A 26,587-nucleotide genomic window follows, 5' to 3' on the forward strand; every position below is an offset into this window, starting at 1 on the left:
TCGCCTATGCGCGCCAACCGGCGCGCAGGTAGTCTCCCGTCTAAAGATCGCTTGACCGCGAGATTCTATCGGCCTATAGTTAGATGAATGTCTAATTAGATGAATGACTAATGAATGCCTCCAACAACGCCTTTAAAGCCATCGCCGACCCGGCGCGGCGCGAAATCCTGCGGCTGCTGCGGCAAGGCGAGATGACGGCCGGCGATCTGGCGGGGCATTTCGATATGAGCAAGCCTTCGATGTCCCACCATTTCGCGGTGCTCGCCGAGGCTGACCTGATCACCAGGCGGCGCGATGGCCAGACCATCTGGTACGGGCTCAATACCACGGTGCTGCAGGATGTGTTGGCGTGGGTGATGGATCTGACCGACACGGAAGCCAAACCCGTACAGAAAACAGAGCAAAAAGGGAGAAAAAAGTGAGAACGCGTTATCTCGTCGTCTGTCTGTTGTTGATCGCTGCCGCCTGCGCCGCGCTCGCGTACTGCTGGCCGCTGCTGCCCGAACAGGTGCCTGTGCACTGGAACATCGAAGGCCAGGTGGACGGCTATGCCGGGCGCGCCGTGATGTGGGCGCTCGGTCCCGGCGGCATGGCGTTGTTCACGGTGGTGGGATTGGCGTTACCGGCGCTGTCGCCAAAGCGCTTCGGCATGACGGAGTTCCTGCCGACCTATTATTACATCGCCGGCTTGGTGGTGTGTATGCTGGGCTATGTGTTCACGCTGGTGCTGATCGCCGGGACTGGCGGCGAGGTGTCGATGCAGCGCGCATTGCCGGCGGGGCTGTTCCTGCTGCTTATCCTCATGGGGAACCCTTTGGGCAAGGTCCGCCGCAATTTCTACGTCGGCATCCGCACGCCCTGGACGTTGGCCAGTGAGCGCGTGTGGTACGCCACGCACCGCATGGCGGCGCGGCTGATGGTCGCCAGCGGTTTGCTCGGCTTGCTGGCGCTGTGGATGCATGCGCCGGGGTGGGGCATCTTGCTACTGGGGCTGGCATGGACGCCGCTCGTGGTCCTCTACTCGCTGCTGCACTATAAGAAGCTGCAGAATAATCATCAACTCGAATCGCACTAACCGGAGGTTTGCCCATGCGCTGTAAATTCTTATTCGCTATGCTGGCGTTGTCCAGCGCCGCCCACGCGGGCAGCTATACCGAACGTTTGGTTACCCAGGCCGTCGCGGGCGGAACCTTGTATGGCACCGAGTTGATACCCGAGGGCGGCGCCAAGGTGCCGGTGGTGTTGCTGCATTCCGGTTCCGGGCCAACGGACCGCGACGGCAATAGCGAAGCGGCCTCGCTGCTCAATAATTCGCTGCGCATGCTGGCCGAATCGCTGGCGCAGCAAGGCATCGCGACGGTGCGATACGATAAGCGCGGTGTCGCTTCCAGCGCCGGTTTGGTCAAGGAGGAATCCGATCTGCGCCTCGATAGTTATGTCGATGACGCCGTGGTCTGGATGCGCCAGCTGCGCGCGGACAAGCGCTTCTCGCGCGTGGTGATGGCGGGGCACAGTGAAGGTGCGCTGATTGCGCTGGTGGCATGCCAGCGCGCCAAGGCGGATGCCTGCGTGTCGATCTCCGGCCCGGGCCATCCTTTGGCCGACATCCTGCGCGATCAGCTCAAACCCAAGCTTCCACCCGCGCTGGCAGGCGCGAACGAACGCATACTGGTCGCGCTGGAACAGGGCACGTCGGTGGAAGATCTGCCACCGGAGCTGATGATGTTGTACCGGCCGTCGGTGCAGCCTTATTTGATATCGTCCTTTAAGACCGACCCGCGCAAGGCGATCGCCGCGCTGAAAATGCCGGTGCTGATCGCGCAGGGGACGACCGACATCCAGGTCGCGGTGAAAGAGGCGCAGGCCCTGTCGGCGGCCGCGCCGTCGGCCAAGCTGATGGTCATCGACGGCATGAATCATGTACTGAAGATGGTGCCTGCCGATCCCGCTGCGCAAAGGGCGTCGTATAGCGATCCAAACCTGCCGCTGGCCCCGCAACTGAGCGAGGCCGTGGCGGCCTTCGTCAAACAGCGCTGACGGACCTTAACCCTCGCGCCGTTCGACCTTGCCGTCGGTGTGGCGCGCGAAGCGCGTGGGATCTTCGCCATGCACCGGGGCGCCATCGGGCCAGGGCCAGCCACCGAAGCCGGTTTGCCGGTAGTCCGCGTGGGCCTGGCGGATCTCCTGCTCATTGTTCATCACGAACGGACCCGATTGCACCACCGGTTCGCCGATCGGCCGTCCTTGCAGGATCAGGAACTGCGCCTTGCCGGCGGCGCCGTTCACCAGCTGTAAAGGCGCGTCGGTGCGCACATCGTTGACGCTGCGCGATGTCAGCGGCTGGCCGCCAAGGCTGGCGCCCTCGCCGTCGAAGTAGTACAAGGCCCGTTTGGTGTGGGCGCCGCGCGCGGGCGGCAGCGTCCATTGCGCGCCGGGTTCCATCGTCACCACCCAGATCGCGACGTCGCTGTCCTCGGCGGCGGCCCAGGAGTCCGGCGGCGGGGGCAGGGCTTCGGCGCCTCCCACGCGGCCGGCGACGCAGACCACCTCGGTGCGCGCGCCGTTGGCGTCTACCACGGTCTCCCTGGGAACGTCCTCCGACCACAGCATGGTGAAGTGCGGCTCGGCGAACTTGCTGCGGGCCGGCAGGTTAAGCCAGATCTGGAACAGTTCGAGCGGATTGTCGTCCTGCGTCTTCAGCAGCGGGAACATCTCCGAGTGGACGATGCCGCGTCCGGCCGTCAGCCACTGCACGTCGCCGGCGCCGAAGCGCGCGGCCGCGCCCAGCGAATCGGCGTGATCGATCAGGCCATGGCGCACGATGGTCACCGTCTCGAAGCCGCGATGCGGGTGGCCGGGAAACCCCGGCACCTGCTCGCCGTGGTACATATTCCAGCCGTCGATACTCTTGAAATCCTGCCCCAGGCTACGCCCCGCCAGCGATGCGGCCGGACCGAACTTGCCGTCGCCCTTGGGGTACTTGTCCACGTGGTGAACGCAAAACAGGAACGGGTCCATGGTGGCCCACGGGAAGCCCAGCGGGCCGCTGCTTAAAATCGGATTCGTCATAGCGGCCGGTCAGTTCGGGGTGGGTGGCGTGTCCGCGCCCGGCGCGCCGAACAGCTGCTGCTTGAGGCCATGCAGCTGGTCGCGCACCTGCGCGGCTTTTTCGAACTCCAGGTTCTTGGCGTGATCGAGCATGGCCTTCTCCAGGCGCTTGATCTCCTTGCTGATCTGCTTCTCGCTCATCGACTCGTACTTGGCCGCCTCCTGCGCCACCTGCAGGTTCTCGCGCGCGTCCTGCGGGCTGTAGACGCCGTCGATCATGTCCTTGATGGTCTTGCTCACGCCGCGCGGCACGATGCCGTTGGCGGCGTTGAAGGCGATCTGCTTGGCGCGCCTGCGTTCGGTCTCGCCGATGGCGCGTTCCATCGAATCGGTCATGCGGTCCGCGTACAGCAGCGCCACGCCGTTGAGGTTACGCGCGGCGCGGCCGATGGTCTGGATCAGCGAACGCTCGGAACGCAGGAAGCCTTCCTTGTCGGCGTCCAGGATCGCCACCAGCGACACCTCCGGTAAATCGAGGCCCTCGCGCAGCAGGTTGATCCCGACCAGCACGTCGAAGGTGCCGATGCGCAGGTCGCGCAGCAGTTCGACCCGTTCCACGGTCTCGATATCGCTGTGCAGGTAGCGCACCTTGATGCCATGGTCGCTCAGGAACTCGGTCAGCTGCTCGGACATGCGCTTGGTCAGCGTGGTCACCAGCACGCGCTCGTGCTTGGCGACGCGGTCGGTGATCTCGGACATCAGATCCTCCACCTGCGAACGGGCGGGGCGCACGATGATCAGCGGATCGACCAGGCCTGTCGGCCGCACCACCTGCTCGACCACCTGGTCGGCGTGCGAGTTCTCGTAATCGGCCGGCGTGGCGGAGACGAAAACCGTCTGCCGCATCTTCTGTTCGAATTCCTCGAATTTCAACGGTCGGTTGTCCAGCGCCGATGGCAGGCGGAAGCCGTAGTCCACCAGATTGGTCTTGCGCGAGCGGTCGCCGTTGTACATGGCGCTCAATTGCCCGATCAAGACGTGCGACTCGTCGAGGAACATCAACGCGTCCTTCGGCAGGTAGTCGACCAGGGTCGGTGGCGGTTCGCCGGGCATGGCGCCGCTCAGATGGCGCGAGTAGTTCTCGATGCCCTTGGTGAAGCCGATTTCGGCCATCATCTCCAGATCGAAGCGGGTGCGCTGTTCGATGCGCTGTTCCTCTATCAGCTTGTTCTCCTTGCGGAAGAACTCCAGGCGGTCGCGCAGTTCCAGCTTGATGCTCTCGACCGCGCGCAGCACGGTCGAACGCGGCGTGACATAGTGCGAGCCGGGATAGACGGTGAAGCGCGGGATCTTTTGCTTGACGCGGCCCGTCAGCGGATCGAACAGCTGGATCGATTCCAGCTCGTCGCCGAACAGATCGAGGCGCACCGCCAGCTCCGCATTCTCGGCCGGGAAGATGTCGAGCGTGTCGCCGCGCACGCGGAAGGTGCCGCGGCCGAAATCGACCTCGTTGCGCGTGTACTGCATCTGGATCAGGCGCGCGATGATGTCGCGCTGGGAGACGCGGTCCTTCTGGCGCAGGGTCAAAATCATCTGGTGGTATTCGGTGGGATTACCGATACCGTAGATGGCCGACACGGTGGCGACGATGATGACGTCGCGCCGCTCCATCAGCGACTTGGTGCACGACAGGCGCATTTGCTCGATGTGCTCATTGATGGACGAATCCTTTTCGATGAACAGGTCGCGTTGCGGCACGTAGGCTTCCGGCTGATAGTAATCGTAGTACGAGACGAAGTATTCGACCGCGTTCTCCGGGAAGAATTCGCGGAACTCCGAGTACAACTGCGCGGCCAGCGTTTTATTCGGTGCGAACACGATCGCCGGACGGCCCTTGCGGGCGATCACGTTGGCCATCGTGTAGGTCTTGCCGGAGCCGGTCACGCCGAGCAAGGTCTGGAAAAACAGGCCGTCGTCGATGCCTTCGCACAGCTTGTCGATCGCCGCCGGCTGGTCGCCGGCGGGCGGGAAGGGCTGGTGCAATTTGAACGGCGAATCCGGGAAGGTAACAACCGTTGCCGTGGGGGTATCTACTACTGGTAATTCAGCCATCGTGGTCCGACCTTTGTTAAAATAATGGCCTGCCAGCGGCCTGAAGTAGTTTTTGAGGGGCGCTGTCTACGTTCATCCGCTGCGAAACGCTTCCAATCGAATCCAATCTTATCATGACGAATCCTAGCTTGTTCAGCGCCATCGACATGGCACCACGCGACCCGATCCTGGGTATCACCGAAGCCTTCAACGCCGACCAAAACCCAGCCAAAATCAATCTGGGCGTCGGCGTTTATTATGACGACAACGGCAAAGTGCCTCTGCTGTCTTGCGTACAGAAAGCGGAAGAAATCCTGATCGCGACCCCGGCCCCGCGCACCTACCTGCCGATCGAAGGCCTGGCTGCCTATGACAAGGCGGTGCAAGAGTTGGTATTTGGCGCCGACAGCGCGGTAATTCAAGAGAAACGTGCGGTCACCGTGCAAGCCATCGGCGGCACCGGCGCGCTGAAAATCGGCGCCGACTTCCTCAAGCGCTTCGCGCCCGATTCGCAAGTCTACATCAGCGATCCAAGCTGGGAAAACCACCGCGCGCTGTTCGAAAGCGCCGGTTTCACCGTCAATAACTACGCCTACTACGATCCTGCCACCCACGGCGTCGATTTCGCCGGCATGCTGGCCGCGTTGAAGGCCATGCCGCGCGGCTCCATCGTGCTGCTGCACGCGTGCTGCCACAACCCGACCGGCGCCGATCTGACGTCGGCCCAGTGGAATGAGGTTATCGCGGCCGTCACCGGCGGCGGCCTGGTGCCGTTCCTCGACATGGCGTACCAGGGCTTCGGCGCCGGTATCGCCGAAGACGGCGCCGTGGTGCGCCGCTTCGCCGCCGCCGGCGGTCCGCTGCTGGTGTCGAACTCGTTCTCGAAATCGTTCTCGCTGTACGGCGAGCGCGTCGGCGCGTTGAGCGTGGTCGCCGCCAGCGGCGAAGAGGCGAGCCGTTTGATGTCGCAATTGAAGCGTGTCGTGCGCACCAATTACTCCAACCCGCCCGTGCACGGCGGCAAGGTCGTCGCCACGGTGCTGACCACGCCGGAACTGCGCCAGATGTGGGAAGACGAGCTGGCCGGCATGCGCGTGCGCATCAAGGAAATGCGCGAGGCCTTCGTCGAGAAGCTGAAGGCCAAGGCGCCAGCGCACGACTTCGCGTTCGTGCGCGACCAGGTCGGCATGTTCTCGTACTCGGGCCTGACCAAGGCGCAGGTCGATCAACTGCGCGAGCAGTCGATCTACGCGGTCGACACCGGCCGCATCTGTGTGGCGGCGTTGAATTCGCGCAATATCGACATCGTTATTGACGCCATCGCCAAAGTGCTCTAAACTCTTGCTTCTTCGGGTTGAGCAGTTGCTTGATCCGAATGGCAACACGGAATACCGAAATAAGTTGCGCTGATAGAAATCTTTCTTGATGGCGTGAACGAAACAGTATAAAATGTTGCCTCTAATCCCTGATAGCTCAGTTGGTAGAGCGACGGACTGTTAATCCGCAGGTCCCTGGTTCGAGTCCAGGTCGGGGAGCCAGAATTTTAAAGCCTCATGTGTACTTACAACGCTGAAAATCGTTGTAAAGTCACATGGGGTTTTTTCCATTGCGCGCCCGCATGTGTTCACATTCCACATTGTTTCTAAAATGTAATTCTTGATGTTCTCTTGTTATGGCGTATAGTTATCGAGTTAATACTAAGAAATTCTCGTTTAATCGGGATAACTATAACGGGGTGTGAAATGTCCAAAATGAAAGCTTTAGCCGTCGTCGCAGCCTTCACCGTTCTCAGCCCCGCAGCGTATGCGTCGGTCGAGTTGATCCACAACGGCGGCTTCGAGTCCGCCGGCGGCTTCAGCGGTGGTTTTGAAACCATCGGCTCCGGCCTTGATGGCTGGACCATCGGCGGCACGGTCGACTTGATCAACACCTATTGGACGCCGGCCTCCGGCAGCTACAGCCTGGACTTGAATGGCGGCGGCGCCGGATCGATCTCGCAGTCGTTCGCGACGGTGGTGGGGCAGACGTACAACGTCAGCTTCAGCCTGGCCGGCAACCCGGTCGGCGGCGGCGACAAGTTCTTCTACGCCAGCGTGAACACGCCGATCACCTATACGTTCGACATCGACGGCAAGACCACCGCCAACATGGGCTGGGTCAGGAGGAGCTTCAGTTTTGTCGCCACCTCGGATACCAGCACGTTGAGCTTTGTGGGCGATCCTTATCATAGCTACTACGGCGCCGCGCTGGACGACATCTCGGTCGTGGCGGCGGTGCCGGAGCCCGCCACCTACGGCATGATGCTGGTCGGGCTGGCGATGGTGGGCCGTCTGGCGCGTCGGCGAAAATAGTTGCTTATAGTTGCTTTTTGGGCTGGGCAAATCCAGGTTGAGCGGCTATAATTCTGGCCTCAATTCCCTGATAGCTCAGTTGGTAGAGCGACGGACTGTTAATCCGCAGGTCCCTGGTTCGAGTCCAGGTCGGGGAGCCAGAATACAAGCGGCCCAGCGAGAAATCGCTGGGCCGCTTTCGTTTGGATATTACCCACATATTACCCAAGTGGGTAATATTCCCTCTCTCCGTAGACACTCATTCGCGATTCAGATCCCCCCGTGTCACAACCGCTTCGGTGCCCGATGCGTCACGATGAAGTGCCAGACTGGTGAGAAAGCGCGTATTTCCATGGTGAATTATGGAGTATAGTAAATAATTCACGTTGCTTTTTGGGAAGGCTTTCTCTCCTGGATTTGCATTGGGTTCACTCATCCGTATCCTTCTTCGGACAGTGCGCCTTGCCGTGGATTAGCCTTTGCCTCGCACGAAGAGGCAATCGACCCAGACATCATTTCGAGCCGAATCTAGCAATGACCAACCGTTCTGCCAACGCAACGATCAAGGGTTACTTTTACCAGTTCGACCACACGGTGGTACAGGTCCTTTCCGCGACTTCCCCGACCTCGGCTATTACCGTCGAAGGCATCGAGGACGTCGATCTTGAAACGGGCGGTGAAAGCGTACTAACCCAGTGCAAATACTACGAGGCCACTGACTACAACCATTCCGTCATCAAGGATGCGGTGATTCACATGTTGCGGCATTTCAAGGGCGACGGTTGCCCTGTTACCAAAGGCTCCCGCTATCGTATCTACGGCCATTACAGCGCAGGACAGGAAAAGCTTCCCGCAGTTCTTGACATTGCGTTTATGAAGAAGCACCTGCTTACTTACACGTCCAAGGGCGTAACGCATGAGATGCACAACGAGCTTGCCGTTACCGATGAGGAGCTGGCACGCTTCCAAGCCCTTCTTGAAATTGACATTCGGGCTAAGTCCTACGACGACCAGCAGGATGAAGCGAAGCGGCTCCTGAAATCGCAGATTCCCGGCTGCCAGCAGGAGGATGCCGAGGCATTCTACTATCCGAACGCCATTAACGTGATTCAGTCCCTGGCTATCCAGGCTGATGCCAAAGACCGAAAGATCACGAAAGCCAAGTTCATTGAAGCAGTGAATCGCAAGGACCTCGTGTTCAGCGTCTGGTTGCGTAAAAAATTCGGTGACGAATACTATGCCCGTGCGGTCAAGAAGAAGCATTTCCGTTTTCCTTCGTCAACGAGAGTGCCCAAGTCGGTGCGCGTTTTCGCGTTGGATGCCACGTCGGAATTCGACCTGCCAAACCTGACACAGCTGCTCATCAAGATAGGAAACCGGTTCTCGCACGTCGAGAACGCACGCACTCCTGCCGACGACCGGTTCTGCCCATTTATCCTGCTATCTGGAATTTCGCCAGGAGAACTGGTCGCGCTGAAAGAGAACCTGCTTGCGCACGGCTTGGAACTGGCTGACGGCCATGCTTTCGACGGCGCGCAATTCTCGGCAGCACGGCTCGCACGCCCTCCGACCAAGGACAACCTGACGAAGTTCAAGTTCATCGGACTGCCTTCGCAGCTCGTACAAGTCGCGGCGGCAGTCAGCGGATCGACGATGGAAATATTCGACTTCTTCAAGACATCGGCGCTAGACGCGGCTACCGTGCCGACCGGCGTCCCCCACAACAAAATAAAAATCGATACGGTGTATTTTATTAACGGAGCCATCTAGTATGACAACCGAAAACAAGACCCATGCAGAAGTGATCGCAGTCTTCCCCGACAAAGTAAGGATCTCGGTTGAGGACATTGCTGCTTTCTCTGGCGGCGAACCCATCAAGGTGGGTTCCTATCTAAAGGTCACGGACAACGAAGACTGCGCCCTCATCGCGATCATCGAAAATTTCTGCATCGAAGTGACCGACCAGGACAAGCGACGCCACGTCATAGAGGCTCTGCCCTTGGGCATTATCCGCGACGGCAAGTTCATCCGTGGCGGTGATACGCTGACCATTCCCCCGACGGGGGTAGTGCCCGCGACGGAAGCCGATATCAAGAAGATCTTTGAAGAATCGGTTCACAAGAACAAGAAATTCACTTTCTGCACGCTGGCAGCTAATGCGGGCATCAGCATCCCGGTGGACGGAAACCGGTTCTTCAACAAGCACATTGCGGTCGTCGGCTCGACCGGCGCAGGCAAGTCACACACGATTTCAAGCATCGTCCAAACGGCAGTGGCCGCGAAGGACGGCGGGTACGCGCTCAACAATTCCCGCGTCGTAATTTTCGACATCCACTCCGAGTATCGGACAGCTTTCCCAAATGCTAACTTCCTGGATATCGGCAATCTCAATCTTCCATATTGGCTCCTGAACAGCGAGGAACTGGAAGAAATCCTGCTCGATACCGGGGAACGCGACAACTACAACCAGTCGTCTGTTTTCCGAAACCTCGTCACGGAAAATAAAAGGAAGCACAATCCAACGGCCGCATCCGTATTCTACGACAGCCCTTTGCAGTTCAAGATCAAGGAGGTCCTCAACGCGCTGTACAACATAAAGAGCGAGACCCTAAACGCGAAAAACGAGTCCCGCTATATGGTCAACGACGGCTCTTACACGCTACTTGCGGAAGGCAAGACCGATGCCACCCACGGGTTGCAGCTTTCTGCCTCAGAGCGACTCGAAAAGTATTTCGGGGCAAGGCTCGACTTTCACACCTCGAAGGCGCAGAGCATTACAAAGGGGGATTACGCCGATGGGACGCTGGACAAGTTCTTTACGCGCTTCGAGTCCAAGGTATCCCAAGACCGCTTGAGTTTCCTCTTCGGTTCTGCTGCCGACGCCGCGACACTTGAGGGCACGCTGCAAACCCTCCTCGGCTACGGCACGACCAAATCGAACGTCACCGTCATCGATCTGAGTGGCGTGCCATTTGAGGTACTGAGCATCACGGTATCGCTCATTTCCCGCATACTTTTCGAGTACGGCTATTACTACAAAATGCTGCGCAGCGGGGCTGGCGAAAAGATCAACAACGACGCTCCCATCCTCCTCGTATATGAGGAAGCTCACAAGTACGTTCCCAACAGCGAGCTCGCGAAGTACCGCGCGTCGAAAATGTCCATTGAACGGATCGCGAAGGAGGGGCGTAAGTACGGGGTTACGCTACTGCTTTCTAGCCAGCGTCCGTCCGAGATCTCGGAAACGATCTTCTCCCAGTGCAGCAATTTCCTAGCAATGCGCTTAACGAACCCGAGTGACCAAAGCTACGTCGCGCGTCTGCTCCCTGACACCCTTGGAAACCTCAGTGACAAGCTGCCGACGCTTGGGGCCGGGGAGGCCCTCCTGATTGGTGAATCCGTCGTCATGCCGTCACTCGTGAAAATCAACCTGTGCGCACCGGAGCCATCATCAAGCGATATCCCCTATTTTGAATTGTGGAAGAAAGAGTGGATGACTCCGGCCTTCGAGACCATCAAGAAAACTTGGCTGAAGGAGTAAGGCGGTTCGCACAGAATAGGTACCGCGCTGATGATGACTCGCCAAGGGCGTCCCTCTTTTTGAAATATCGAAGCAATACTCATGAATACACCCTATCCCGACCCAGAGCGACTCTGGAGCTTGCCGCCCCATAGTTTCAATGAGTGGCGGGCACAAAATGACCTGCCCCAGCTCTTTGAGTACTTACGAGGGCTGCTCCCGGGGTTCGGAGATTGGCTCGACTTGTTGCCGTTCGGCATGGATGTAGCCCTCCGGATAATTCCCACTGGAGATCTTTTTAAGGGTGAGAAGAACAAGGTTGTTTTCAGAAGGCCCTGCGACTTCCCGAATATCAGCGTGATCGAATGCAGAGAGGGCGACATGGATGCTGCCAGAGACTGGTGGCGTGAGCGTCACCGTGAGATTGAAATTCTTGGAGAAATTGAGCCGTATTTTAAATGGGCCAAGAGGACACTTGGGCGGAAGCGCTTCTTTACCTGGGACAAAGCAAACCAGCAGGTGACCGACGAGTTCCGCTACGGCAGCTGGTCGGGACTCAACGTTGAAGGCTGCGTTACGCAGGCCCACCTTTTTCGGGACTTCGTCGTTCTTAAACTCGGTCAGACAACGCTAAAGCGCTCTGTCGTCATTGGGTCGCGGAATCTCGATTTTTGTGACCTCGATTACTTAACGGTAGAGGAAGATTTCCATGGCTCATATTGGACGACCATCAGCTACAGCTCGCTGAGGGAAATCACCTTCTTAAATACTGAAATCGCATTCTTCACGTTCTACAAGTGTGCGCTTAACAAGTTCATCGCGAAGGGGGCGAAGCTTCAAGATTTCTACTTCGAAGAGACGGACGTACAAGCGCTACGCCTAAGCGATTCCTTTGTCTATCGCATGGGTTTCGTAGAGTCCGCTATGGCGCCCCTCATTCAAAACTGCGAATTGCGGGAATTGAAATTCTCGCCAAGAAAGGTCAGCTCGCCAGTGCAAGTCGCGACTACCTATCGACTGCTTCGAGCAGCATATCAAAGTAGCGGGCTTCGGCAGGAAGCCTCTGATTGTTACTACAGGGAGCGAGTCTTCGAACGGAAGTCGTATTTTCATCCTTACTATGCCGACACAAAGGCGTTTCGAGGCATACCGCACGGAGGACGGCTGACTGCGGTAATGGACTCGTATCGCAGGGGGCTTTACAACCAAGAAGACCTGCCTCGCGAGCTCTATAAGGCTGCCATTTCGAAGCTGAAGATGCACCTAATGCCTAAGTACCTCGCGCCACTGATGAGGTCTCGGCTCCGCTGGCTTGCGTCAGGATTCGAATGGTTGATTTGGGGGTACGGGGAACGCCCGTCAAGAATTGTTTTTGTTGCATTGGGAGTGATCATGTCGTATGCGGGCGTATACAGTGTGCTCAAATGGCCGAACGACAAGGGTATTGCTGTCCCCATGGACCTATGGGATAGCGCCTATTTCTCGATTGTGACGTTCACGACCCTTGGCTACGGGGACATATTGCCGAAAACGATCCTGCTAAAGTACCTAGCAGGGTCCGAAGCGCTGATTGGGGCGTTTACGATAGGACTGATCGTAGCCGGTTTCTCCAACCGTAGCAGATACTAGGAACGTCTTGCATTCTGAGGACGCATTTATCCCTCAAGAACTTGCATTGGATAGCGAATGAGTTAGGGGAGCTTAGATCATTAACGATGTGATGGTATTACAAGATGGGGAATATTCTTCGATACTCGCTGCGTCCCCTAGGGGAAAAGCTGATAGAATTCAAAGAAATATTCCCGATAACTTTCGTGAAGGGGCAGTATCCATGCGGGTTTCCGGCCTAAAGCGGGACGGACTGTTAATCCGCAGGTCCCTGGTTCGAGTCCAGGTCGGGGAGCCAGAATACAGCAAGATAAAAAAAGCCCAGCCTTCACCGGTTGGGCTTTTTGCGTTCAGGGCCTGTTTATTCCCGACACGTTGGCAGTCGGTGCTAGTGGTGAACGCGGCGGCGAGGAGGATAAAGTAACGGTACCTTCCGGTCTTCTGGTAGATATCGGCCATGATATCGAGCGAATTATTCGGGTTCGTTGAGCTCCGTCAGACGAGTAAGTGCTAGTGTAAGGACTTCGGTTGACAGTGCCGAAGTCTCGCGCGAAGATAATTCCATGGTCACTTCACCAGACAGGGACTTCGTCGATGCCAAGTTTGAGGCTGTAGAGAGCCGCATGGATGGGCGTGTCGCACGCATTGAGGCCGCGCTGGCCACCTCCACCGCGCTGGTCGATGAGCGGTCACGTCATGCCGATGGCAGGATGGAGCGGATGGAGACGGCACTATCTGAATTGAGATCGGAGACACGGTCCGCCATCTCGGGTTTAAAGACAACGATCATCGTCACGGCTATCAGTGCCGTTTTTGCCATCGTGTTTGGTGTTGCCGCGTTCAATGCGACCGTGCTGTCCAACATGGTGGCGTCATTTGAATCTGGGAAAAATACCTCGGCCGCGCAAGCCGAGGTTAAAAGGCAAGTCGAGGAAACGGCGGCTTTGCTGAAGAAAATGCGGGAGGATTTTGATTCCCGGCAGAGACCGGATTCTACGGCCAAGAATTAGTTAATGCAGCCCTGTCCCTGGGCACCGGTACGCCGACGTCCGGCTGCGCAATGCATCGGCTCGGTGGGGTAACGAACAGCGACCTTCGTGCCAATGTTGTAATGTTGGCACTCACTCCCTACGAACAGGTGCCGATATGAAAAATCCTTTCATGAGCATGTTCCTCAGTCAAGCCAACCGTGTTGCCAATCAAGTTGCCGGGTCCGCCAGGGCGCAGGCGACGGCGGCTGTCAAACGCGAAACCGCGAAGAATATGACCCAGATGAGCAAGGTCTGGACCGAGGCGCTCTTCCCGCTGGCCAAGGCGCCAAAGCGGAAGAAACGCGGCGCCGGCAAGTAGCGCCACCCGGCCCCGCCGCAATTCTCTAACCAAGCCACGTCGATGCGACGTGGCTTTTTACTTGCCGGCCCCATTCCAACCCCTGGCCGCCCCGTCCAGCACAGAGTTTTGCATTTCGGCACCGAAAACAGACGCAAATGTGTGAATCAGGTGGACGGGAATCTTGCACCTCGGTATTCTCAATATTATTGATTTTATTTCGGCCACAAAGGACGTTATGGTCACTACCGGTCAGACGGTCGAGAGCATGCGGCGGGTGCTTGAACTCGAGCGCGAGGTCGCGGTCTTGCGCGCCACCTTGGCCGCCATGCCGCCCTCGACGGCACAAAATCAGGAATGGAAAGATGAGGTCGCCCGCTTGCTGAGCGAGGTGGCCATATTTCGTTTGGCGCTGAACCATGAAGCAGCGCCGTCATCGATAAAAAGTAAATAGAGGTTGCCCCATGAGCGAAGAAAAGGATGTCGTGTACGGTACAGAAGATTTGTTGATGAGTTTGTGTAACTCGGTGGCCCGCGTGCTGAATGTCGCCACGCAAAGCAAAGTGAATTATTCCGGCATGGTGCAAAGGATCACCAAGACCGGCCTGAAGCCGGACATCGGTTGCTTCGTGATGTTCGACGGCGGCTTCACCGGCCTAGTGGTGCTCAACTTCGCCGCCGATACCGCGATGGAAATCTACGAGCGCTACATGCTGCACATGGGCATGCCGAAGTCCGAGCTGGCCAGTTCGCATACCTCCGACGAGGTGTCCAACATCATGGGCGAGCTGATGAACCAGATCGTCGGCGACTTCACCGGCAAGGTGCGGCGCGAGCTGCAGACCAACATCACGCAGAACCAGCCGAAGATGCTGGTGCTGACCAAGCAGGTGATGCTGAGCGTCGACACGCCGCTGGACCGTCCGGAAATGCGCCGCGTCACCTTCTACACCGAGAAGAACAACATCTTCTACCTGGAGCTGGCGATCGACCGTACCGAGTTCATCAAGCTGTATGACTTTGATTCGGCCGAGCACGATCCACAAACGCTGATCGACGACGCCTACAACAAGGACAACGCGTCGACACCGTCCCCGGTGGACGACCCCGACGACAACTCGGACCTGCTCAAATCGTTGGGCATGTAAGTAGCCGAGACCCAGGCGGGCGCCCGATACGGCCAGCTTGTGGGATTTTCAACACAGTTATCGTGTGTAGAAGATGTAAATGGTTGGTGTTTTTTCGACACCGTTGTTGCAGGGCCGCCGCAAGGCGGCCTTCTATTATTCAGTTTCATCATAGTAGCCGCCGAATTTCTAACAGTTAATTCGACTATCGATATATTCGTCTTGCAATACATGCTATCAATGGCTGAAAATACCGCCTTTCTGCATGTCGGTGCATTCTAGACATCAATCAAGATGCGGATTCGATCCCGTTCACGCCATACGGTGGAGTAGCGGGGCGGTCCAGTTTTGCCGAAAGCGGCCCGCAAGCGGCCCGCTTGCGCTGCAATGGTCACGCCAGATGACCGTGCGGTGTCACCGAAAGAGGGAACAGGAGACGCTGTTTTTTACTCTTTGCATTACATTTAAATCGGGAAATTGAATGATCAAATTGTCTAAGATGCACAAGCGCCTACTGGCGTTGAGCGCTGTTATGCCTATCGGTTCCGCTTTCGCGCAAGCCGCCGCGACCGATGCGCAACTGGAAACCGTTGTCGTGACGGCCCAGCGCCGCGCCGAGAACATCAAGGACGTGCCGGTGTCGGTCACCTTGCTCAAGGACGAGAAGCTGGACGTGCTGCTGTCCGGCGGCCAGGACATCCGCCTGCTGGCAGGCAAAGTGGCATCGCTGAACGTTGAATCGTCGAACGGCCGTACCTTCCCGCGCTTCTACGTTCGCGGCTACGGCAACACCGACTTCAGCACCTTCGCCTCGCAGCCGGTTTCGCTGGTGTATGACGACGTGGTGCAGGAAAACGGCATCCTCAAAGGCTTCCCGATGTTTGACATGGCCGGCGTGGAAGTGCTGCGCGGCCCGCAGGGCACCCTGTTCGGCCGCAACACCCCGGCCGGCGTGGTCAAGTTCGAATCGGCAAAGCCGAACCTGAAACAGGTCGAAGGCTACTACAGCCTGTCGTGGGCCTCGCACAACACCGTCAACCTCGAGGCGGCCGCCAACGTGCCGCTGTCGAGCGAGTGGGCGATGCGCGTATCGACCCTGCGCCAGCACCGCGACGACTTCGTCGACAACACCTTCACCGGCGCCAAGGATTCGCTGGAAGGCTACAACGAACACGCCGAGCGCGTGCAGTTCCTGTACAGCCCGAGCACCACTTTCAACGCCCTGTTCAACGTGCACGCGCGGTCGACCAGCGGCAGCGCGCGCCTGTTCCGCGCCAACATCATCAAGAAGGGCACCAACGACTTCGCCGATGGTTACAACTTCAACCAGATCGCCACCAACGGCCAGAACGGCCAGGAGCTGACCACCAACGGCGCCAACGCCCGCCTGACCTGGGACCTCGGCTCGGTCAAGCTGTTCTCGATCACCGGCTACGAAGGCGTGGATAACTACGCCAGTCGTGGCGACATCGACGGCGGCAACCCGGCAGGTCCTGGCTTCATCCCGTTCCAGGTCGAGACCCGTGGCGGCCTGACCGGCCTGAACCAGTACAGCCAGGAATTCCGCGTCGAATCGAAGAACGCGGGTCCGCTGAACTGGCAGACCGGCGTCTACTACTTCAAGGAAAGCGCCGACGGCTTCAGCGACAACTTCAACAGCACCAGCGGCGCGCAAACTTCGCACCTGGCCAGCCATCAGACCAACAAGGCGGCTGCCGTGTTCGGTTCGGTGACCTACGATCTGTCCAAGGACTTGATCCTGCGCGGCGGCCTGCGCTACACGCACGACGAGAAGGAATTCCGCACCGTCGAAGCCCAGAACGTGGTGCTGGCCGGCCCGCAGTCGATCGACGAGAGCAAGAGCAAAGCCAGCTGGGATATGAGCCTGACCTACAAGATCAGCCCGGACGTGAGCTCGTACGCCCGCGTGGCGACCGGCTTCCGCGCGCCGAGTATCGCTGCCGCCTCGGCATCGGTGCCAATCACCGTGGCCGACGCCGAAACCATCACTTCGTATGAAGCCGGCGTCAAGGCCGACCTGTTCAACCGCCGCGCGCGCGCTTCGTTCAGCGTCTACAACTACGAAGTGAAGAACCAGCAGCTGACCGTGGTCGGTGGTAACTCCAACGTCACCCGTCTTATCAACGCCGCCAAGACCGACGGTCGCGGCGTCGAAGCGGACTTCGAGGCGTTCATCACGCCGGCGTTCAAGGTCTCGGCTGGCGGTTCGTACAACTTCACCAAGATCAAGGACCCGAGCCTGTCCGTGGCCAAGTGCGGTTCGTGCACCGTGACCGATCCGCTCAACGCGGCCGGCCGCGTCGACATCAACGGCAACCCGCTGCCGCAGGCGCCGAAGTACATCCTGAACGCGACCGCGCGCTACAACTGGGCGCTGGAGAACGGCAACCTGTTCGTGCTGACCGACTGGTCGTATCGCAGCAAGATTAACTTCTTCCTGTACGAAGCCAAGGAATTCACCGGCAAGTCGATGGTTGAAGGCGGCCTGCGCGTGGGCTACAACTGGGATGGCGGCAAGTACGAAGTGGCCGCTTTCGCGCGCAACATCACCGACACCCAGCGCATCATCGGCGCCATCGACTTCAACAACCTGACCGGCATGGTGAACGAGCCGCGTCAGTTCGGTGTGCAGTTCAAGGGCGGTTTCTGATTTTTGCCCGCTAGCCTAGACAGCTAGAAATTGGCCGTATATAATGCGGCCTCTTTTCCCTGATAGCTCAGTTGGTAGAGCGACGGACTGTTAATCCGCAGGTCCCTGGTTCGAGTCCAGGTCGGGGAGCCAGAATTTAGTAGTATCCAAAAAGCCCAGCCTTTACAGGTTGGGCTTTTTGCTTTCCAGGGCGCGATGAACTATTTTTGCGGGGTGAACGGGAACTTCTGCTGGTTCACAAACCCATCCGGCATGTAGTCGCCCTGCACGCCATATTTTTCCGGGAAGCCCTTTTGACCCTTGATGGCGGTGCCGAACAAGTGATCCAGGAAGGCGTAGTGCGCCGCGTAGTTACGGTCGATGGCGACGTCGTCGGAAGAATGATGCCAGTGATGGAAATCCGGCGTGACGAGCACGTACTTCAATGGTCCCCACGGCAGATGCACATTCGCATGGTTGAACACCGCCTGGAAGCCGACGATGAGGATGTAGGCATCCATCACGCTTTTCTCAAAGCCAAGTACGTACAGCCCGCCCAGGACACCCACACGGGTGCAGATCAGTTCGAGCATATGCTGGCGCGAACCGGCCAGCCAATCCATGGTCTTGGCCGAATGATGTACCGCATGGAACCGCCACAGGAATGGCACCTCGTGATAGCTGCGGTGGAACCAGTATTGAACCAGGTCGGCCACCAGGATGCATAGCAGCAGCTGTGGAATGAATGGAATGGCTTGAACCGCGTCATGCACGCTATCGTTCAGCATCCAGCCGAACAGCCCGTGGATGGCGAAGTTCACCGTTAGCAACGCTAGTCCGACGATGAAGTGGTTGAAGGCAAAGTGAATGATGTCGGTCTGCCACTCCTTGCGGAATAGCAGCTGGCCTTTGTAGAGCGGGAAGAGTTTTTCCAGCGCGGCGAAGATGATGGTGGAGCCGAGCAGATCGAGGATGAACCAGTCCAGGCCAATGTACGGCGTGTGGTCGGGGAAATCGGCGACAGGCACGTGGGAACCGCCGGCCGCTACGCTGATCAGCACGAGCGCGCCCGCCACCGCGTTGAGGCTACGCCTGCGCTTGAAGAGCACATTGAGCAGGCTGATCGAGCCGGACAGCACCAGCGCGGCAAACAGGATATGGCGTATCACATCTGGCGAGTAGGCCTGGCGCAGTTCGGGCGTGGTCAAGTATTGCGGGTAGTGGAACGCCGCCACGCCAAGCAAAGACAGTATCGCCAGCGTCAACGCCAGCACGCCGCTGGCTAATCCGACTCCCTTCGACAGGGGTCCGCTTTGCTTGAGCAGGTCGCTCGTCTCCTGAACCGCGGTACCGACCTGACTGATGACTTTGTATTCCATCACACCCTCCAAATATTGCAAATCTGCAATATTGGAAATGATAACCCAACTTAGGAGCACTGGGTTTGCGAGGGCCTTGACTGGTATCAACTTTCGCTACCGATGCCGTGGCAGGCTACTTCGCTACTGGTCGTTGCAATACCACATGGGGCAATTTTCATTTGACGCAGATCAAACCTGGTGCCGGGTCGCTTCCTATCATATTGGCATATTCAACCACTAGCCACAGGAGGATATTATGGCTAACAGTCTGATGCGTCTCGATCCGTTCCGAGACATCGCCCGCTTCGATCCCTTCCGCGATATGGATGAGTTGTTCCGTGACTTCTCGCCGCAGGTGTGGCGCCAGGAGCAAACCCCGCGCATGCGCATGGATGTGACCGAGACGGAGAAGGAGTACACCGTCAAGGCCGAGATTCCCGGCGTGCAGAAGGAGGACATCAAGGTTGCTGTCAATGGCAACCAGGTCTCGCTGACGGCGGAAATCAAGGAGGAGAAGAGCGCGGACGGTGGCGGCGCCGGTGGTACCTTGCGCAGCGAGCGCTACCACGGCCAGCTGCATCGCAGCTTTACGCTGCCGCAGGAGGTCGATGACGACCAGGCCGGTGCTCGGTATGAGAACGGTGTGCTGACGTTGACCTTGCCGAAAAAAGTCGGCACTGGCGGCAAACAGCTGGCGATTCAATAACAGATTAAATAAAGTTCAAATCACCCCCGGCCGGCAATCAATTTGCCGGCGCGCGGCAGGTCGCGTCCGATTCCCAGCGTCCGGAACAGATGCGCGAGCGGCACAGCATGCCCTCGATCAGGCCCAGCTGCTTGCAGCGCGCCAGCAGGTCAGCAGTGCTGTCGCCTTCGCGACGCTCGACGATGTCGCGGCTGCGTTCGGGCGCGACGACGGCGGGCTTGCCGGCGTGCGCCACGAGTGCGGTGAGCAACGCGACATCGGTGTCATTGGCGGGCGGGGCAGCTGTCTTGCCGCGTGATGCCGCAGCCGGGGCCGCCGTGGTGCGCGGAGTCGCGGCGCTGGCGGCGGTGGTGTTGGTGTTGGTGGCGCCGTTATATTTGTTGATGGCGCTGGTGCTGGCTGGCTTTTGATACGTGGCGCCGACCGAGGCGACGCGCGGTGCATGGGCGGCCAATGTTGCTGGCCCCGGCGTTGGCGTCCCCGCCACGGCTGCAGGCAGCGTGTAGGCCGCCGGTTCCATCGCGCGCGGCGCCGTCGTTGTCTCCGCTATTGCTTGAATCTCATTCCTGCTTTGCGCCTGCTGCGACGCCGGATCGTTCACGATCGCCGCCGGCAGTTCAGCCGGCTCCACGATCACTTCCCCCGGGTCCACGTTGGCATTTTCCAGCCGCGTGCTTGCCTGTATCTTCTCATCCATTCGCGCATACCGAGGCGATGTGCGCGTGCTGCTATAGCTTGTCTTGAAACCGCCCGATGGGGCGCTTCTTTCATGCATTATCCAGGCGATGCCGCACATCGCCAGCAGCAGCAGGCCCAGGCCCACGGTCCATCCGTCGATAGCCCAGCTGGCGGCGCGCGCCGGCTTGGACGCCGGCAGGCGCGCGCCGTGCTCCAGATGCGCGAGGATGCGCTTGGCGCCGTCCGTTGGTGCGCTCGACGTTCCCATCAAGTCCGGCTTCCGTTTCGATGTGTCCACAATATTCCCTTCGAATTTGATCTGGTCTTTCACGCCGATCGCCGATCAGGCCTACGATGAAACGTTATTGACCCGGTCGCTTGCCAGTGTCCATCCGGCGGCCAGACTTTGCTTTGACGGAGCGCACCATGTTTCTCTTTTCAGTGTTGATGTTTTTCGTGTTCGCGTGTGTTGGTGCCTGGCTGCTGCTGTTTCCGGCGGGACGCGACCTGATGACGCATTCGGCCAGCGCGATCGGGCGCCGTCTGGAGCAGCGCTTGCGGCGCGATTATCAACAAGGCACGCAACAGGCGTCGGCGCTGGGACGCGAGGCGCGCGGCGGCGCCGGTAGCGCCTTGCGATTCGTGCAACGGCGCTATCCGCTGATACTGGCCGCGTCCGTGCTGATGACCGTGCCGCCGCTGCTGGCTCTGATGCTCAGTGGTCGCGACATGCTGGGTGGATATGACGGCGCCGGCCATGTCACCAACGACCAGGTGGCCGATCTGCTCAAGGGCGAGCAACTGGTAACGCCGGCGCCGTTGCCGCCAGTGACGTTCACGACGGCCGAGGTGACATTGGTGCGGCCGATGCTCGACAGCGCCAACCGCAACTGGCAATTGCTCGACCCGGACTTTTCCCGCCGCATGCTGCTGGTGTTCCGGATCATGAAGGAGCGCCACGGTTACGACATGGCGATCCTGGAAGGCTACCGCAGCCCGGAGCGGCAGAACTCGCTGGCGGCGGCCGGTTCCAACGTCACCAACGCCAAGGCTTTCCAGAGCTATCACCAGTTCGGGCTGGCGGCCGACTGCGCGTTTCTGCGCGACGGCAAGCTGGTCATTTCGGAAAAAGATCCGTGGGCGATGCGCGGTTACCGCCTGTACGGCGAAGTGGCCGAATCGGTCGGCCTGACTTGGGGCGGACGCTGGACGATGATGGATTTCGGCCACACGGAACTGCGCGTCCCCGGCACTGTGCGCAAATAGAACAGGGCGCGGCCATCATTGTGCCCGCTCAAGAATTCGAGACATGATTGGTGGCAACATTGATCGGTCCGCCTTCCTTTCAAGCGCTGTCGTCCAAGCCCTGACCGAACCATGATGCGAAAAATTTGGCACTTCCTGACCGATACCCGTCACCTGACGATTTTTGGTTTGGCCGCGATGGCGGCGATATTCTATTTAAGCGCGCAAGTGCTGGAGCTGGCGCTGATCTGGGCGCTGGGCGCGACCGCCCTGATGCTGGCGCTGGCGGGCCTGGTGTGGCTATGGCGGTGGTCGCGCGCCAAGCGCGAGTCCGAGAAGCTGGCCGACGCCATCGGCACCAGGGCCGTAGCCGAGGAGCCGCCGAAGGATCAGGCGGGCGCCGAGGTCAAGGCCATCCGCGAGAGCCTGCTAAAGGCCATCGAGACGATCAAGGGCTCCAAGTTGGGCATCGTCTCCGGCACGCGCGCCTTGTACGAACTGCCTTGGTACATGATCATCGGGAATCCGGCCGCCGGCAAAAGCACGGCGATCACCAACTCCGGCTTGCAGTTTCCTTTCGCCGACGGCAAGGTGGTGCAGGGCGTCGGCGGCACCCGCAACTGCGACTGGTTCTTCACGCCGGACGGCATCCTGCTCGACACGGCCGGCCGCTACTCGGTCATGGACGAACACCGCGCCGAGTGGTTCGGCTTTCTCGATTTGTTGAAGAAGTACCGCCGCCGCGCGCCGATCAACGGCATCCTGATCGCCGTCAGCATCGCGGAGCTGCGCGGCGACGATCCGGAGGCTGGCATCAAGCTCGCGCTCAGTTTGCGCAAGCGGGTGCAGGACCTGATCGAGCGGCTGGAAGTTTTCGCGCCGGTGTATGTGGTGTTCACCAAGGCCGATCTGATCGCAGGCTTCGGCGAGTTCTTCGCCAAGGCCGAACGCGCGGAGCGCGAGCGCGTGTGGGGCGCGACCATGCCCTACAAGCGCAAGGCGACCAGCCAGCAGCTGCTGGCGTTTTTCGACCAGAGTTTCGCGGAGCTGTGCGACGGCTTGAAGGAGCTTAGCCTGGCTAATATGAGCCAGCAGCGCCGCGAGCGTATGGAGCCCGGCGTGTTCACCTTCCCGCTGGAGTTCGCGACGATCAGGGCGCCGCTGCGGGCGTTTCTGGCGACGCTATTCGAGGAAAATCCGTTCCAGTTCAAACCCGTGTTTCGCGGTTTTTACTTCACCAGCGCGCTGCAGGAGGGTATGCCGGTCAGCGAGCAATCGCACAGGGTGGCCAAGCGCTTCGCACTGTCGGTGCCGGATGCGCAGGCCGTCGCCGGAGCGGGGCAGTCCGGTTTCTTCCTGCAGAATCTATTCCGCAAGGTGATCTTCGCCGACAAGGACCTGGTGTCGCAGTACGCCAGCAAGCATAAGGTGCGGCTGACGTATGCCGCCTTCTTCGGCGCGGTGCTGTTACTGGGCGCGTCGCTGGGCGGATGGAGCTGGTCGTACTTGGGCAATCGCCAATTGGTCAGCAACGTCCAGGCGGATCTGGATAAGGTGATCAAGCTGCAGGACAAACGGCTCGATTTGCAGTCGCGGCTCGAGGCGCTGGAGATCCTGCAGGACCGCATCGAACAACTGGACAAGTACCGCGACGAGCGGCCGTGGTCGCTGCGCATGGGCCTTTATCAGGGCGGGCTGCTGGAGCAGAAGCTGCGCGAGGAGTATTTCTCCGGCGTTCGGGAGGTGATGATCAAGCCGGTCGTCGCCAACCTGGAGACGCTACTGTCCGAGATGAATTCCCGCGCCGATGAATTGCAGGCGCCGGGCGCCACCCCCGCGCAGCCTGCGGGCGAAACCACCGCCGTTGCTCCCATGGCCCCGGTCAACCGCCAGTTCCAGCAAGCCTCCGCCGGCAACGTGGAAGACGCCTACAACGCGCTGAAAAGCTACCTGATGCTGGTCGATAAATCGCACGCGGAGCCCAGCCATCTGAACGATCAACTGACCCGTCACTGGCGCGTGTGGCTGGAGAACCACCGGGGCGCGATGCCGCGCGAGCAGATGATCCACAGCGCCGAACGGCTGATGACCTTCTACCTGGCGCAGATCGCCGATCCGTCGTGGCCGCGCGTGGAACCGAAGCTGGCGCTGATCGACCAGGCGCGTGAGAATCTGAAGCGCGTGGTGCGCGGCATGCCGGCGCGGGAACGCGTCTACGCCGACATCCGTGCCCGAGCCAATACCCGCTTCCCGGCGATGACGGTGGCGCGCATGGTCGGCGAACAAGATCAGGCGCTCGTTACCGGCAGTCACGCGATCGCCGGCGCCTACACGCGTGAAGCGTGGGAGAAGTATGTTCAGGGTGCCTTCCGCGAGGCGGCTACGCGCGAACTGCAAAGCGCCGACTGGGTCTTGAAGACCGCCGCGCGCGACGACCTGACGCTGGAGGGCAGCCCGGAACAAATCGAGAAGGGCCTGACCGATTTGTACAAGGCCGATTACGCGCGCGAATGGCAGAAATTCGTGCAGGGCGTCACCATCGCCAATTTGAATGGTTTCGATGCCGCCGTCGTCGCCATGAACCGCTTGGGCGATCCGCAATCGTCGCCGATATCGAAGCTGCTGACCACAATCTATCAGCAGACGTCGTGGGACAACCCGGCGGTCATGAGCACCGAGTTGAAAGAGGCGCAGTCGGGTCTCGTCAACTGGCTCAAGAACACCTTGCTGCGGCGCGGATCGTCGCAAATCAACGTCAATGTGCAGTTGGACCAGAGCCGCGTCGACAGGCCGATGGGACCTATCGGCCGCGAATTTGCCGGTGTCGGCAAGCTGGTCGCCGCCAAGGACAAGGATGCATCGCTGATGCGCGCCTACATGGACACCTTGTCCAAGTTGCGCAGCCGTTTGAATCAGCTGAAGAACCAGGGCGATCCAGGTCCCGGCGCGCGTCAGTTCATGCAGCAGACGCTCGAAGGCACCGGCTCCGAGCTGGCCGACGCGCTGCGCTACGTCGACGAGCAAATGCTGACCGGGATGAGCGACTCGCAGAAGCAAGCGATACGGCCCATCCTGGTGCGGCCGCTGATGCAGACCTTCGCGGTGCTGATCGGGCCCGCCGAGACGGAGATCAACAAGACCTGGCTGGCACAGGTCTACGAACCGTTCCAGCAATCGCTGGCCAATAAGTATCCGTTCTCGCCCAACGCCCGCATCGAAGCGGCCAGCACGGAGATCGCACAGTTCTTCGGTCCCGACGGATTGATCGCCAAGTTCGCTACCACCGCGATGGGACCTTTGGTGCTGCGCCGGGGTGACGTGCTGGCGCCGCGTACCTGGGCCGACATGGGCATCAAGCTGGCGCCGCAGACGGTGGCACGCTTCCCCGGCTGGATAGCGCCGATCGGCGCCGGCGGCGTGGCTGCGTCGTCGGCTGCCGCACAAACCGTATTCCAGCTCCAGCCGATGCCAGCGCCGGGCACTCTGGAATACACGGTCGATATCGACGGCCAGCAGATCCGCTACCGCAACACGCCAGCGCAATGGACCAATATGGTCCACCCGAGCACCCAGGGCGCGTCGGGTGCGCGCATCACGGCAGTGTCGTTCGATGGCCGTAGCGTCGAAGTGTTCAACGAACCGGGGCAGTTTGGCCTCAAACGCATGATCGATGCGGCGGCCAAGCAAAGGCGCGAAGGCGGCGTGTTCGAGCTACGCTGGACCAACGGCGCTATCACAGTGGCCATGGGCCTGAAGATCATCAGCAGCCCGGAAAGCAGCGGCAACGCCAGCGCGCCGCAGGAACAGGGCTTCCGCGGCATGCGGCTGCCGGAAACCATCGTCGGCGCACCAGCCGCCCCCTCAGCACCCGCTATCGCGGTCACTGGAGCGCCACAATGAAACGCCTCCCACAGAATGTACGCATCGGCTACTTCGGCAAGCTTCCGTCCCGGGGTGATTTTATCAAGGCGACCAATAATCTGGCGCTGGCCAATTTGCTTGACGGCTGGCTGGCGGAGGTGATGAATCTGTTGAGCACCGATCCGCGCTGGAAGATCAATTACGACGCCATGCGTCCGTTGCAGTTCGCCTTCGTCGGCACGCGCAGCAGACGCGCGATCGCCGGCCATCTGGCGGCCAGCAGCGACGCCTCGCAGAGGCGCTACCCGTTTTTAAGCATGACGGCCATCGAAGTCGAGTCGCCGCGCACCTTCCTCGCGCTCAGCCCCGTGGTTCTGGCGCCGCTGTGGAACGAGCTGGAACAACTGTCCGCCGACGTGCTGGACGCGGCCGACCCCGACCCCGCGCTGCAGGTCCTGGCCGCCAGCACTTTCGATGTCGAACCCGGATCCGCCGAGCACGAAATCGCGTTCGTCGATTTCCTCGACCGTCACAACATCGCCAGCCTGGAGGCGATGCTGGGCCGCGACTCGGCGCGCCGCATGATACTGGCCATCGGGCTGCTGCTGCAGCCGGTGCGGCGCAGCGCCGAGGCGCGGCTGGAGAAAAGCCTTGCGCTGCCATTGCCGCAATCGGCCCGCCAGCGCTATCTGGTCGCCGCGTTCTGGCTGGACCTGATCGCGCCGTTCCTGCACCAGGCGGATTTCGAACTGTGTGTATTCGTGGCCGATATCCGCGAGCAGCCGTCGCTGGTGATCGGCTTCGGCGGCGCCGCTCCCGAAGCACTGCAGGCCATCATCGATCCCGCATGCGCCGTCGAACAGCAGATCAACTTCGATTATTCCGGCTGGGTCGATGAATTGATCGCCAACGACGCCGGCGTGCAAAAGCTGTCGGCCTATCTGGAGCAGGGCCAGTTGTCGCTGCGTTCCGTCCAGGCGCTGTTCCACGAGACTTTCGTCTGATTTACACACTTCGATTCCATCCAAAGAGG

General features: G+C 59.8%; 21 protein-coding genes and 3 tRNA genes. 20 read left to right on the plus strand and 4 right to left on the minus strand.

Annotated features, from left to right (window positions below):
- Positions 1–110 precede the first annotated feature (110 nt).
- Genes NHH88_10775 through NHH88_10785 form a run of 3 tightly spaced genes read left to right on the plus strand, consistent with a single transcriptional unit; the run spans position 111 to position 2,037 of the window.
- Positions 111–422, plus strand: coding sequence for an autorepressor SdpR family transcription factor (locus NHH88_10775; protein ID USX16234.1), 312 nt, complete (start codon positions 111–113; stop codon positions 420–422).
- Positions 419–1,075 carry an SdpI family protein gene (locus NHH88_10780; GenBank protein USX16235.1) on the plus strand — a complete coding sequence of 219 codons (657 nt, stop codon included), beginning with the start codon at positions 419–421 and terminating at the stop codon, positions 1,073–1,075. The genes NHH88_10775 and NHH88_10780 overlap by 4 nt, the downstream gene beginning before the upstream one ends.
- Before the next feature lie 14 nt (positions 1,076–1,089).
- Positions 1,090–2,037, plus strand: coding sequence for a lysophospholipase (locus tag NHH88_10785; protein USX16236.1), 948 nt, complete (start codon positions 1,090–1,092; stop codon positions 2,035–2,037).
- Between the two features lie 6 nt (positions 2,038–2,043).
- Here the strand turns inward: NHH88_10785 and NHH88_10790 are convergent, their stop codons facing one another.
- Entirely contained in the window at positions 2,044–3,069 is a 1,026-nt protein-coding gene (locus NHH88_10790; protein ID USX16237.1) for a pirin family protein, read from the minus strand.
- A 9-nt stretch (positions 3,070–3,078) separates the two neighbouring features.
- On the minus strand, positions 3,079–5,160 hold the full coding sequence (gene uvrB / locus NHH88_10795; protein ID USX16238.1) for an excinuclease ABC subunit UvrB: 2,082 nt from the start codon (positions 5,158–5,160) through the stop codon (positions 3,079–3,081).
- A 113-nt stretch (positions 5,161–5,273) separates the two neighbouring features.
- Here uvrB and NHH88_10800 point away from each other — a divergent pair, with 113 nt between their 5' ends.
- The 13 genes from NHH88_10800 (at position 5,274) to NHH88_10860 (ending at position 17,856) form a co-directional block, all read left to right on the plus strand.
- Positions 5,274–6,476, plus strand: coding sequence for an aspartate/tyrosine/aromatic aminotransferase (locus tag NHH88_10800; protein USX16239.1), 1,203 nt, complete (start codon positions 5,274–5,276; stop codon positions 6,474–6,476).
- A gap of 125 nt (positions 6,477–6,601) precedes the next feature.
- Positions 6,602–6,677: transfer RNA gene (locus tag NHH88_10805), tRNA-Asn, on the plus strand.
- A gap of 213 nt (positions 6,678–6,890) precedes the next feature.
- Positions 6,891–7,490, plus strand: a complete 600-nt coding sequence (locus tag NHH88_10810; GenBank protein ID USX16240.1) for a choice-of-anchor C family protein — start codon at positions 6,891–6,893, stop codon at positions 7,488–7,490.
- Positions 7,491–7,554: 64 nt separating this feature from the next.
- Positions 7,555–7,630: transfer RNA gene (locus NHH88_10815), tRNA-Asn, on the plus strand.
- A gap of 373 nt (positions 7,631–8,003) precedes the next feature.
- A complete protein-coding gene (locus NHH88_10820) occupies positions 8,004–9,239 on the plus strand; it encodes a hypothetical protein (protein USX16241.1) in 1,236 nt (411 codons plus the stop codon).
- A 1-nt stretch (position 9,240) separates the two neighbouring features.
- Entirely contained in the window at positions 9,241–11,010 is a 1,770-nt protein-coding gene (locus NHH88_10825) for an ATP-binding protein (protein USX16242.1), read from the plus strand.
- Between the two features lie 81 nt (positions 11,011–11,091).
- A complete protein-coding gene (locus NHH88_10830) occupies positions 11,092–12,618 on the plus strand; it encodes a potassium channel family protein (protein USX16243.1) in 1,527 nt (508 codons plus the stop codon).
- Between the two features lie 542 nt (positions 12,619–13,160).
- Positions 13,161–13,607 (plus strand): hypothetical protein, encoded by a 447-nt coding sequence (locus NHH88_10835; GenBank protein USX16244.1) that lies wholly within the window; start codon positions 13,161–13,163, stop codon positions 13,605–13,607.
- A 136-nt stretch (positions 13,608–13,743) separates the two neighbouring features.
- Positions 13,744–13,947 carry a hypothetical protein gene (locus NHH88_10840; GenBank protein USX16245.1) on the plus strand — a complete coding sequence of 68 codons (204 nt, stop codon included), beginning with the start codon at positions 13,744–13,746 and terminating at the stop codon, positions 13,945–13,947.
- Positions 13,948–14,110: 163 nt separating this feature from the next.
- Positions 14,111–14,380 carry a hypothetical protein gene (locus NHH88_10845; GenBank protein ID USX16246.1) on the plus strand — a complete coding sequence of 90 codons (270 nt, stop codon included), beginning with the start codon at positions 14,111–14,113 and terminating at the stop codon, positions 14,378–14,380.
- A gap of 10 nt (positions 14,381–14,390) precedes the next feature.
- Positions 14,391–15,074 carry a DUF3334 family protein gene (locus tag NHH88_10850; GenBank protein ID USX16247.1) on the plus strand — a complete coding sequence of 228 codons (684 nt, stop codon included), beginning with the start codon at positions 14,391–14,393 and terminating at the stop codon, positions 15,072–15,074.
- 460 nt (positions 15,075–15,534) lie between these two features.
- A complete protein-coding gene (locus tag NHH88_10855) occupies positions 15,535–17,724 on the plus strand; it encodes a TonB-dependent receptor (protein USX16248.1) in 2,190 nt (729 codons plus the stop codon).
- Positions 17,725–17,780: 56 nt separating this feature from the next.
- Positions 17,781–17,856 (plus strand) — tRNA-Asn (locus NHH88_10860).
- Positions 17,857–17,924: 68 nt separating this feature from the next.
- Here NHH88_10860 and NHH88_10865 read toward each other — a convergent pair.
- Positions 17,925–19,082 (minus strand): sterol desaturase family protein, encoded by a 1,158-nt coding sequence (locus NHH88_10865; GenBank protein ID USX16249.1) that lies wholly within the window; start codon positions 19,080–19,082, stop codon positions 17,925–17,927.
- Positions 19,083–19,320: 238 nt separating this feature from the next.
- Here NHH88_10865 and NHH88_10870 point away from each other — a divergent pair, with 238 nt between their 5' ends.
- A complete protein-coding gene (locus NHH88_10870; GenBank protein ID USX16250.1) occupies positions 19,321–19,770 on the plus strand; it encodes an Hsp20/alpha crystallin family protein in 450 nt (149 codons plus the stop codon).
- A 37-nt stretch (positions 19,771–19,807) separates the two neighbouring features.
- Here the strand turns inward: NHH88_10870 and NHH88_10875 are convergent, their stop codons facing one another.
- Entirely contained in the window at positions 19,808–20,746 is a 939-nt protein-coding gene (locus NHH88_10875; GenBank protein ID USX16251.1) for a hypothetical protein, read from the minus strand.
- Positions 20,747–20,874: 128 nt separating this feature from the next.
- Between NHH88_10875 and NHH88_10880 the strand changes: the two genes are divergently transcribed.
- The 3 genes from NHH88_10880 (at position 20,875) to tagF (ending at position 26,558) form a co-directional block, all read left to right on the plus strand.
- Positions 20,875–21,714, plus strand: coding sequence for a M15 family metallopeptidase (locus tag NHH88_10880; GenBank protein ID USX16252.1), 840 nt, complete (start codon positions 20,875–20,877; stop codon positions 21,712–21,714).
- Between the two features lie 114 nt (positions 21,715–21,828).
- On the plus strand, positions 21,829–25,593 hold the full coding sequence (gene tssM, locus NHH88_10885; protein USX17318.1) for a type VI secretion system membrane subunit TssM: 3,765 nt from the start codon (positions 21,829–21,831) through the stop codon (positions 25,591–25,593).
- Positions 25,590–26,558 carry a type VI secretion system-associated protein TagF gene (gene tagF / locus NHH88_10890; protein USX16253.1) on the plus strand — a complete coding sequence of 323 codons (969 nt, stop codon included), beginning with the start codon at positions 25,590–25,592 and terminating at the stop codon, positions 26,556–26,558. The genes tssM and tagF overlap by 4 nt, the downstream gene beginning before the upstream one ends.
- The last annotated feature ends 29 nt before the right edge of the window (positions 26,559–26,587 follow it).

The organism is Oxalobacteraceae bacterium OTU3CAMAD1 (assembly GCA_024123915.1).
In the GTDB taxonomy this organism is placed as follows: Bacteria; Pseudomonadota; Gammaproteobacteria; order Burkholderiales; family Burkholderiaceae_D; genus Rugamonas.